Source organism: Spirosoma sp. 48-14 (genome assembly GCF_001898575.1).
Lineage (GTDB): Bacteria > Bacteroidota > Bacteroidia > Cytophagales > Spirosomataceae > Spirosoma.
On the sequence record NZ_MKUD01000063.1, the window covers coordinates 350,192 to 361,460 of the forward strand.

General features: G+C 49.5%; 5 protein-coding genes. All 5 read left to right on the top strand.

Going from position 1 to position 11,269, the window contains the following annotated elements; genetic code table 11:
• Positions 1 to 207 precede the first annotated feature (207 nt).
• The 5 genes from BGO59_RS28460 to BGO59_RS28480 all read left to right on the top strand — a co-directional run bounded on the left by BGO59_RS28460 (position 208) and on the right by BGO59_RS28480 (position 11,120).
• Positions 208 to 2,634, top strand: coding sequence for an ABC transporter permease (locus BGO59_RS28460; protein WP_293689472.1), 2,427 nt, complete (start codon positions 208 to 210; stop codon positions 2,632 to 2,634).
• 311 nt (positions 2,635 to 2,945) lie between these two features.
• Positions 2,946 to 5,330 (top strand): ABC transporter permease, encoded by a 2,385-nt coding sequence (locus BGO59_RS28465; protein ID WP_293689475.1) that lies wholly within the window; start codon positions 2,946 to 2,948, stop codon positions 5,328 to 5,330.
• A 93-nt stretch (positions 5,331 to 5,423) separates the two neighbouring features.
• On the top strand, positions 5,424 to 7,784 hold the full coding sequence (locus BGO59_RS28470) for an ABC transporter permease (protein WP_293689478.1): 2,361 nt from the start codon (positions 5,424 to 5,426) through the stop codon (positions 7,782 to 7,784).
• A 102-nt stretch (positions 7,785 to 7,886) separates the two neighbouring features.
• Positions 7,887 to 10,271 (top strand): ABC transporter permease, encoded by a 2,385-nt coding sequence (locus tag BGO59_RS28475; protein WP_293689481.1) that lies wholly within the window; start codon positions 7,887 to 7,889, stop codon positions 10,269 to 10,271.
• 219 nt (positions 10,272 to 10,490) lie between these two features.
• Positions 10,491 to 11,120, top strand: a complete 630-nt coding sequence (locus BGO59_RS28480) for a hypothetical protein (RefSeq protein WP_293689484.1) — start codon at positions 10,491 to 10,493, stop codon at positions 11,118 to 11,120.
• Positions 11,121 to 11,269 lie beyond the last annotated feature (149 nt).

Below are 11,269 nucleotides of genomic sequence, written 5' to 3' on the forward strand. Positions count from 1 at the left end.
AAGAAAAAGCGAAGTTCTTCCTTACTTTTTGTACCTGTCCGCAAACGAATGAGCGACCGTCCGTTTGCGGACATTCTTAGCCAGACCTACAGATTAATCCACTGACAGTAAGACACTTATCTTTGTGGTATACCTTTTGGGGATGTATTGACTCAACGATGATATGTTGAAGAATTTGCCTTTGGTTCTTCCCTAGCTTTTTCTGTCATGCTAAAAAATTATTTCACCACAGCTCTTCGCGCTCTCCGGCGCAACTGGAACTACACGGTTATCAATGTACTGGGGTTAACCTTCGGACTGGCCTGCTGCCTGATTCTGTTTCTGGCTATCCGGCATGAACTGAGTTACGACCGACACAATGCCAATGCTGATCGCACGTACCGGCTCGTTTCGTACAATAAAAAATCGGAAGACGAAGGGCGCAATGTAGGCATTCCAATGCCTGCCTTAGCCGCTTTACGCAACGACTTCCCCGAACTGAAGCATCAGGTCACGATGGCGTATGGACTGTATGATGGTCTAGTTAAAGTGAATGACAAAAAAGCCAGCAAATTTCAGGAGCATGGTGGCGTAATCGCCTTCATCGAGCCAGAGTACTTCCGCATTTTCGATTACCAGTGGAAAGCCGGGAATCCTCAAACAGCCCTTAAAAATCCGAACACAGTTGTCCTTTCGGAAGCCATAGCGCACAAATACTTTGGCGATGTTGATCCAATGGGCAAAAGCATCCGGGTAGAGAATAAAGTGGACTTTACCGTAACAGGCATTGTTCAGAATCCGCCTGCCACCAGCAGTGTTCCTTTCGACGTGCTACTGTCCTTTGCATCCCTCAAACAATACGGTGTTAACGGTGGCTGGGACGACTGGGGGGCTTCGTACAGTGGAGCTCATATCTACCTGACTCTCCCGAATCAGGTTACCTCGGCGCAAATGGAAGCGCAACTGGTTCCGTTTGTCAAGAAATACATGCAGCCTGAGCAGGCCAATGAACTACAATATGAACTCCAGCCGCTAACCAGCATCCATTCCGATACACGCACCGAAAATGCAGCCGGACGTACGGTGAGCAAACAGATGATCTGGGCGATGGCCCTGATTGGCCTGTTCATTCTATTTACGGCCTGCATCAACTTCATCAATCTGGCTACGGCACAGGCCATTCGTCGGGCTAAAGAAGTGGGCGTTCGGAAAGTACTGGGCAGTTCACGTATGCAGTTGGTACGGCAGTTTCTGAGCGAAACGGGATTACTTACCCTACTGGCTATCGTGCTGGCGTTTGGTATAGCCTCTCAATCGTTGCCCTATGTTTCAGAGCTGCTGGACATCAAAGCGACTGCGCTTACGCTGATCGATCCTACGGTAATTGGTTTCGTGATTATCCTGGCGCTCCTGACAACGCTGCTGGCCGGTTTTTATCCGGCCTTAGTACTGTCGGGTTATCAGCCCGTTCAGGCATTACGCAGTAAGATTCGCATGGCGGGGAGCAGTCAGCTAACCCTTCGCCGGAGCCTGATTGTGTTTCAGTTTGCCATTTCACAAATACTGGTCATTGGCACCATCATCGCCTATAGCCAGATGAACTACTTCCGCTCGGCCGATCTGGGCTACAATAAGGATGCCGTACTGACCGTCAATATCCCCGAACGTAAACCGGGGCAACTGGAGCAACTCAAATCCGAAATTGCGCAACTACCGAACGTAAAAGCGCTGAGTTACGGCATTTCCATTCCTTCAGCCGACGGTAACTGGTGGACAGGCATCCGCTATGAGAACGCCGATAAAGATGCCGACTTTGGGGTGATCATGCGCTATGCAGACACCGCTTATTTCAGCACTTATGGCCTGAAGCTGATTGCCGGACGGATGTATCAGCCGGGCGATACCGCTCGGGATATTGTCGTAAACGAATCGATGGTTAAAAAGCTGGGACTCCGCAGCCCTCAACAGATTCTGGGCAAATCCATAACCATTGCAGGTGGCAACAACCCAAAAAAGCAGGTGGTTGGCGTAGTTCATGACTTTAATACCTTCTCGCTGCACCAGCAAACGAACCCCTGTATTCTGGCGCCCCGTCGTAGCGCCTACCATACGCTGGGCATCAAACTATCGACCCAACAGGGTGGAACGGAAGCCATTAGCCGATTGATTCGTCAGGTCGAAACCAACTGGACTGCCGTCTATCCCGACTTTGTTTTCCAGTACCAGTTTCTGGATCAGCAACTGGCGGATTTCTACAAGGGCGAAGAGCGTTTCTTCTCTCTCTTCCGACTGCTGGCCGGTATTGCCATTTTCATTGGTTGCCTTGGTCTGTATGGTGTAGTCGCCTTCATGGCCGAATCGCGAACCAAAGAAATTGGCATTCGCAAAACACTGGGCGCGTCAACAGCGCATATTTTCAGCCTGTTCTCAGTCGATTTTATCAAACTGATCATTGTCGCCCTGGTCATTGCGTCGCCTGCGGCCTGGTATATTATGACGAAATGGCTGGCCGACTTTCCGTACAAGATCGACATCGAGTGGTGGATGTTTGTCCTGACGGGAGTACTGGCTGTAGGCATCGCCCTCATTACGGTCAGTTTCCAAAGCCTGAAAGCAGCGTTTATCAATCCAGTGAAAAGCTTGCGCAGCGAGTAGCTCTGTCTGGGGTCAATTCCCAGGAACTGGCATGATAAGCGTAGTTCACTAGTGCGTTTCTCAAAACCTCGTCAATTAGTTTAACGCGGTTTTGAGAAACCTCGCTGTGTCAGCTGTAAGCATCTGCCACCACACTACATCTGCTTCCTACGACGATAGCTGTCCGTAAACAACACCCAGTCGTCCGTTAGCGGACAAGGGCGCTCAATACCATACAGGGCATTTCCCTGATAATCAATAAGATAGCTCAAGTAAAAAGATTTGGTTATGTATTTGTTGTAGAAGTAGCATCTTAACGCTAAACGCCGGTCATGATCAGAAACTACCTCAAAATCGCACTGCGGAATCTTTGGAAAAACCGCCTGTTTAGTAGTCTCAATGTTATGGGGATGGGGATTGGTCTGGCGGCTGTCGGGCTGATGAGCCTGTACATCATCCACGAACTCAGCTACGACCGTTTTCATACCAACGCCGACCGGATTGTTCGGGTCGTTCACTATGCGAACTGGCCCGGTGGTAACCTCCAGCTTGCGCCTACCTCTGCCCCTTTTGCCGATGCACTGAAAGCCGAATACCCAGACATTGAGAAAACCGTACGCATTCATCCCGAAGGTGGTGGACAGATCACGTACAAGGATAAAAAGCTGGACGTTGGCGACATCATGTTTGCCGACAAAACAGTATTCGACGTTTTCTCCTTCCCGTTTCTATACGGCGATCCAGCCAGCGCCCTCACGCAGCCGCAGAGCATTGTCCTGACCAAAAGCCTGGCTGAAAAACTGTTTGGCGATGCCGCTAAAGTCGTTGGGCAGACAATCGAATTCAGCAATCACTTTCCTAACAAAGTAACGGGGGTTATAGAAGATGTTCCGTCCAGCTCGCATTTACAGTTCAGTGCTCTGCGGTCGCTACCCGATAACTTCACCAACGGCTGGCAGAATTTCGAGCTATATACCTACTTACTGCTAGCCAAAGGCAGCGATTACAAAACGCTGGAACCTAAGCTGGCTTCTTTCTTCCCCAAATACCTCAAACGGGAAATGGGCGACGTAACGTACCGCATGGAGTTACAGCCAATAACCTCGATTCACCTGCATTCGCACCTGGATTACGAAATTAGTCCAAACGGCAACAGTACCACCATCTATACTTTTGCTGTAGTGGCGGCCCTGATTTTATTGATTGCCGGTATCAACTATGTCAACCTCTACACCGCTCGCTCTATTGCTCGTACCCGCGAAGTGGGCGTTCGGAAAGCGATTGGCTCCCGTCGTGGTCAGTTGATGAGCCAGTTCCTGACCGAGTCGATGCTGATGGCATTTCTGGCTAGCCTGGTCGGCCTACTATTAGCTAAGGCAGCATTGCCTCTGTTCAATGATCTGGCAGGTAAATCGCTGACGTTAAGTCAATATGGCCCCGTGGCCACGGGTCTGGTGCTGGTGGCATTTACCGTTTTGCTGGGCGTTGGCAGTGGTCTTTATCCGGCATTTCTTCTTTCCGGCTTCCGGCCGGTTGTAGCCCTCAACGGGCGGCTGGGGATGAAACTCGGCGGCAGTCGATTCCGCGAAGCACTGGTTGTGTTTCAGTTCGTTGCGGCTGTTGTCCTGATTGCCTGTTCGTGGGTTATTTACCGGCAGATGGGCTATTTCCTGCATAAAGACCTGGGATTCAACAAAGATCAGGTGCTAACCTTCCATCTGGATAATCAGGGCGTCCGCAAACAGATTCAATCATTGAAAGAAGAGCTGCGGAAAAGTCCGCTGATTGAGCAGGTATCGGCCGCCACCAATCCGATTGGCAACAACAACATTGGCACCAATGGCATGTTTTTCGAGCAGAATGGCGTCATGCCAACGAGTACGCAGATCGTTCAAACGTTCCAGGTCGACGCCGATTATCTGAATACTATGCAAATCAAGTTGCTGGAAGGCCGCAACTTTACTGAGTCGATCAGCGATGGGTTCGGCGCGGTGCTTGTCAACGAAACCCTGGCCAAAACGCTGGGCTGGCAGCATCCGGTGGGTAAGCGCGTCAAGTATTTCCTGGGCAAAGATCAAACCGCCGAAGCACGGGTGATAGGCGTTGTCAAAGACTTCCATACGTACTCGCTCCAGCATAAAATTGAGCCACTGGTGTTGCAAATGCCCGCTCCTGATCAAAAAGATAACCTGTATGTTCGGATTCGGCCTGCCAAAACAACGGAAGCACTGGCTTATATCCAGTCGGTTTACCAGAAATTTGATCCCGATGCGGAGTTAAGCTTCCATTTTCTGGACGAGAACTTTTCCCAACAGTATCAGGCCGAGCAAAAGCAGGGGACGGTCTTACTTACCTTTACCATATTGGCTGTACTGATTGCCTGCATGGGCTTGTTTGGACTGGCCGCTTTTGCCGCTGAAGCCCGGACGAAAGAAATTGGCGTTCGGAAAGTATTGGGCGCTTCGGTGGCGAGTATTGTCGCTTTGCTAAGTAAGGATTTTCTCAAGCTGGTTCTCATCGCAATCGTCGTAGCGACACCGCTTGCCTGGTACATTGCCAATCAGTGGCTACAAAGTTTTGCCTACAAGATCGAGCTTACGTGGTGGTTCTTCATACTGGCCGGTCTGATTGCTATCGTTATTGCCCTGGCTACCGTCAGTTTCCAAAGTGTTAAAGCCGCGTTGATGAATCCAGTTAAATCATTACGTTCGGAATGATGTAGAGACGCGATACCTCGCGTCTCAAGACCGGATGTTTATTACTGACGCATATGAGACGCGAGGTATCGCGTCTCTACATCCCTACTTCCTATGCTAACCAACTACCTCAAAATCGCACTTCGAAATTTATTGCGGAGTAAGGGCTTTTCGGTTATCAACATCGTCGGTCTGTCTATCGGCATGGCCAGCGCCATTCTGATTATTCTCTGGATCCAGCACGAACTCAGCTACGATCAGTTTCACGAAAAAAAAGACCGGATTTATGAAGCCTGGAATCGGTCGATTTTCAGCAATAAACTGGAATGCTGGAATACGACGCCACGGGTGCTGGCAAAGACCATGACCCGTGATTTCCCGGAAGTAGAACGCACAGCCCGTGTCGACTGGACCCAGGACATGCTGTTTACGGTTGGTGATAAACGGCTGGTGGCAAAAGGCAATGTCGTGGATTCGACGTTCCTGAGCATGTTCAGTTTTCCTTTACTGCGGGGCAATCCGCAAACGGTGCTGAACGGGGCAAATACCCTTGTCGTTACCGAGAAGCTGGCGCAAAAGCTGTTTGGTAACGCCGATCCTATGGGTCGTACCGTAAAGCTGAACAACAAAGACCTGTTCACCGTAACTGGCGTGTTGAAAGACCTGCCCACCAACACCCGGTTCAACTTTGAGTATTTATTATCCTGGGCCTACAACCGACAAAACGGCAATGACGACGAGTATTGGGGCAATAATTCAACCCAAACGTATGTCGAATTGAAACCGAAGGCCACGCTGGCCTCCATTGAGCCCAAGTTAAAATTGCTGCGTAAACGGTATGACAAAGACGACCCGAAAGGCGAGGTTTTCCTCTACCCCATGAGCCGGTGGCGGTTATACTCCAGTTTTACGCATGGTGTCGAAAACGGGGGACTGATTGATTTTGTCAAGCTCTTTGGCCTCATTGCCGTCTTTATTCTGCTGATTGCCTGTATCAATTTCATGAACCTGAGTACGGCCCGTAGCGAGAAACGAGCCAAAGAGGTAGGCATTCGGAAAGCATCGGGAGCACAGCGCGGTTCGCTGATTGCTCAGTTTCTGGGCGAATCTATTTTAATTGCTTTTCTGGCAGGCATTGCCGCCCTTGGTATTGTACAGGCCAGTTTACCCGCTTTCAACACGCTGACGGATAAACTCCTGTCGGTTCCTTACAACCAACTGTATGCCTGGTTCTTTTTCGGCGGTTTTGTGCTGCTGTCCGGACTGCTGGCGGGTAGTTATCCAGCATTTTTTCTCTCGTCCTTTAAACCCGTAAACGTGTTAAAGGGCCACTTCCGAAAAGTAAATGCGCTCATAACGCCCCGAAAAGTACTGGTTGTACTTCAGTTCACGTTTGCCGTTATGCTGATTATCAGCACCATCATTGTTCGTGAGCAGATTCAGTATGCCCGCGACCGAAGCATGGGTTACGCCAAAGACAATCTGATTTATCATAGCCTGTCGGGCGATATTGGCAAAAACTACGAACTCATCAAGAACGAGTTGATGACCAGCCAGGTAGCCGTTTCGATCAGCAAAACCAGTGCGCCACTTACCCAGGGGTGGAGCAATAGCTGGGGCTTTCAATGGGCGGGGAAAGCTCAAAATGACAAAACCATCATTGATCGATTCGGTGCCGACGATAACCTGATCAAAACGACGGGCCTACAACTGGCACAGGGCCGCGACTTCGACCTGAAACAATACCCCAGCGACTCAACGGCGATGATTTTGAACGAGTCGGCCGTCAAATTAATGGGATTCAAACAGCCAATTGGTCAGGTCGTACAAGACAATGGGCGCGATTGGCACGTGGTGGGGGTTATTAAAGATTTTATTCTTCAGTCGCCCTATTTTCCGACCAAGCCAATGGCCATCGAAGGTAGTAAAGGCTGGCTCAGTATCATGCATATTAAACTGAATCCGGCCAATTCAACCGAACAGAACCTACGCAAAGCCGAGGCTATTTTCAAAAAATACAATCCGGAATATCCATTTGATTACAAGTTTATCGATCAGGAATACGCCCAAAAATTCGATAACGAACAACGGATTGCCACCCTTTCGGGCCTGTTCGCTGGCCTGACGATCCTTATTTCGTGTCTGGGCCTGATTGGTCTGGCAACGTTTACGGCCCAGCAACGCACCAAAGAAATTGGCATTCGTAAAGTTTTGGGGGCATCCATACTAAGTGTCGTTGCGCTACTGTCCAAAGACTTTGTGCGGCTGGTGATCATCTCGATCCTGATTGCCTCGCCGATAGCCTGGTACGCGATGGATAAATGGCTGGCCGACTACGAGTACAAAGTTCAGATTCAGTGGTGGATGTTTGTGCTAGCGGGCCTGCTGGCCGTAGGCATTGCCTTACTAACCGTGTCGTTCCAATCGATAAAAGCAGCTTTGATCAATCCAGCAAAATCACTCAAAACGGAATAAAAAGCGTGGTGCATGGAGCTAGGAGTAAAATACTCCCTGCCCCTTGCACCATGCACCGCGCTCCATGCACCCTGCTCCTCGCTTTTTTTAACCTCCTTTCCTATGCTTCGATTTGCTATTCGTAATCTCCTAAAAACCAAACTATTTGGTTTGCTGAACGTAACAGGTCTTGCTGTCGGAATGGCGGCATCGGTGCTTATTCTGCTATGGGTACAAAACGAGTTAAGTTTTGATAGTTATCACGCCAAATCGGCCCGTACCTATCCGATCATCAGCCATAATCAGGTTAATAAAGAAGAAACATGGCACTGGTCCACAACGCCCCTACCGCTGGCAGAACTAGCCAAGCGGTTGCCCGAAGTTGAAACAATAACTCGCCTTTCCAAACCCTTCTGGAACGGTCTGACGATGAAGATTGGCGGCCAATTGATTCAGGAACCCAAAGTGGCCTGCGTCGATGAAAATTGGTTTTCGGTATTCGATTACGCGCTTGTCGATGGGAGTCTGACCGATTTTAACCGCAACATGCGCAGCATCGCCCTAGCCGAATCGAAGGCCACCAAGTTGTTTGGATCAACTAAAGCCGTTGGGCAGTTGGTTCGTATCGATACACTGGATTATGTAGTACGGGCTGTTTTTAAAGATAACCCCGTCAATTCCAGTTTCCAGTACGATTGCCTGATGCCATTATCGGCTCACCTGTCGAACCCCGATACGTATAAAAATGAGAACAACTGGAACAATTTCAATTACGAAACGTACGTGGTTCTACGCCCCGGAGCCGATGCGAAAAAAGTCAGCAAAAAACTGACTCAGATCGTTCAGGTGGCCAAACCAGACGAAAAAACCAAGAAACCTGATACCAGCATTACCCTCGAACTGGAAGCCCTGACCGATATGCACTTCGATACCGTCGATCGATACGGCAGTGAGCAAGGCGATCGACGGACCGTTTACATCTTCTTTGGGCTGGCCCTGGCCATTCTGCTCATGGCGTGTATCAATTACGTGAATCTGACGACCGCCCGCGCCAGCGTTCGCGCTAAAGAAGTGGGGGTAAAAAAGATCATCGGGGCCGGTCATTCGCAACTATTTGCCCAGTTTATGCTGGAATCCATCCTGATGTGTGCGGTAGCGCTGGGGATTGCGCTAGTATGTACCTATAGCTTTTTGCCTGTGTTCAATAGCCTGACCAACAAAACCTTTTCCATCCATTTTGGAAACCCCTCGTTATGGATAGTTCTGCTCGGTACAGTATTGACCGCTATCGTTCTGACCGGCATTTACCCGGCGGTGCTGCTGTCGTCGTTTCAGCCCGTCCGGGCTATACGGGGACTCAATGTGCTCGGGTCTTCCAACAGCCTGTTCCGCAAAAGTTTAGTGGTTGTTCAGTTCTCCATTTCCATTGCGTTCCTGATTGCTACGCTGGTCGTTTACTACCAGATCAAGTTCATTCGAACCACAAAACTGGGTTACGACCGCGATCATATCCTAGCTCTCACCATTCCCTGGAACGTCCAGCCCAAGGTCGATCCGCTGGTAATGAAAAGTAAGCTTCTGCAACATTCCAGCATCAAAGAAGCGACCATTGCCAGCCAGAATATCGTGGAAATCAAAAGTGCGCATAGTGGTAGCCTCGACTGGGATGGACGCCCAACCGATTTTCAGCCCACCGTCGGCCAGATTTCGGTAGAACCTTCGTACCAGAACGTATTCAATCTGAAAATGGCCGAAGGACGCTGGTTTGCCGAAAACAATACCGCCGACGAGCATAATGTTGTTTTGAACGAAGCGGCCGTCCGAAAATTTAAGCTCCGGAAACCCGTTGTCGGTCAGCGTTTCCATTTTCAGGGATCAAAAGGGGTGGTACTCGGCGTTGTTCGGGACTTTCATTTCAAAAGTCTACACGAAGAAATTAGTCCGCTGGTGATGTTCAACAATCCGGGCTGGCGCAGTGGCATTTACGTAAAAATTGTGCCGGGTAAAGAGGCCGACGCCATCAAAGCTATTCAGCAAATCTGGACCGAGCTGGTACCGAGCCGTCCGCTGGAATACACGTTTCTTGATGAAACCTTTGATCGACTTTACAAGACCGAAGCCCGCACGGCTACGTTATTCAATGCCTTTTCGCTGGTTGCGGTTCTGATTTCCTGCCTGGGCTTGTTTGGGTTGGCTACGTTCACGGCCGAAATGCGAACGAAAGAAATTGGCATTCGAAAAGTGCTGGGTGCCTCGGTAATGAGTTTGATGACGCTGCTATCAACCGATTTTCTGAAGCTAGTTCTGATTGCGATGCTGGTAGCCATTCCCGTCGGCTATTATTTCATGAATAGCTGGCTCCAGTCTTTCGCCTATAAAATTGACCTCGATTGGTGGCTCTTTGCCCTGGCGGGCCTGATGGCCGTAACTGTAGCCCTGTTGACCATCAGTTTTCAGAGTGCCAAAGCAGCCCTGACGAACCCTGTGAAAAGTCTACGGAACGAGTGAATAGTTGGGTGCTGGGAGCGTAGTGCATGCCGGAGTAAACCAGATGCCATGCACTACGCTCCCAGCACCCAGCCCTTTGTCCACTGGCGTACAGTGTTTTGTCCGATTTCGGACATCCAATTTCTTCATATATAGCGAACAAATTGATAAACAAGCCAATACACTCTTGGCATGATCATAGAGGAGAGTAATTTTACTTAACTTTATTTCTGCCGATTCATGAAAACGCTGTTTACGCTGGTATTGGTTGCGGTTAGCTTTGGTGCAATAGCACAACGGTCGTCGAGCAAACATGTATCGACCGATGGTCGGCATTTACGTATTCGTGTCGATATGCAGGAGGCTGGGCATTCGCTCCATTACAACCGCTCGTTCGATGTATCGGAGATGGAGAAAAGCGAGGTAAAAGTCCTGGAAAACAGCATCATCGATTCGCTGGAGCGCGCGTTTAGCGAGCCAGCCGTAGCGGTTACCACGAGCCACAAGCGGGACAGTTGGAGCAAGGATAAATCATACAAATCCGATTATTCGCCAGCCCAGCAGGCATCTTACGATGAGCAGCGGATAGCGTATTCCAGAAACTCCGAAGAGAAGGAGAAAATGTATGAGTTTTCTACCGAAGCCAAAGCCAATCCTTCATTCTCGCCAAGCGAGGTGTCGCCCCAGTCGGTGAAAGTTCAGGAAGACAAAGAAAACGGTCGGCTCTGGATGCAATACACGTTTATGAAAGACGGCGAGGAGCTGATCATTGAGCGTACAGCCAATGTAGTTGGTAAAAGCGAACGCGAAAAACAAGCCATTATCCGCGACACCGAACGTAGCTTTGGCATCAAAACGGTGAATCAATAAAAAGACGAAAACATAAAGGGAGACGGGAGGCAAGGAGTGAGGTTCATTAAAACCTCACTCCTTGCCTCCCGTCTCCCTTTATGGCTCCTGGGCTGTCAAGTGTAAACAAATAGACAATTAGTTAATATCTAATTTTTTATTTACTTTAC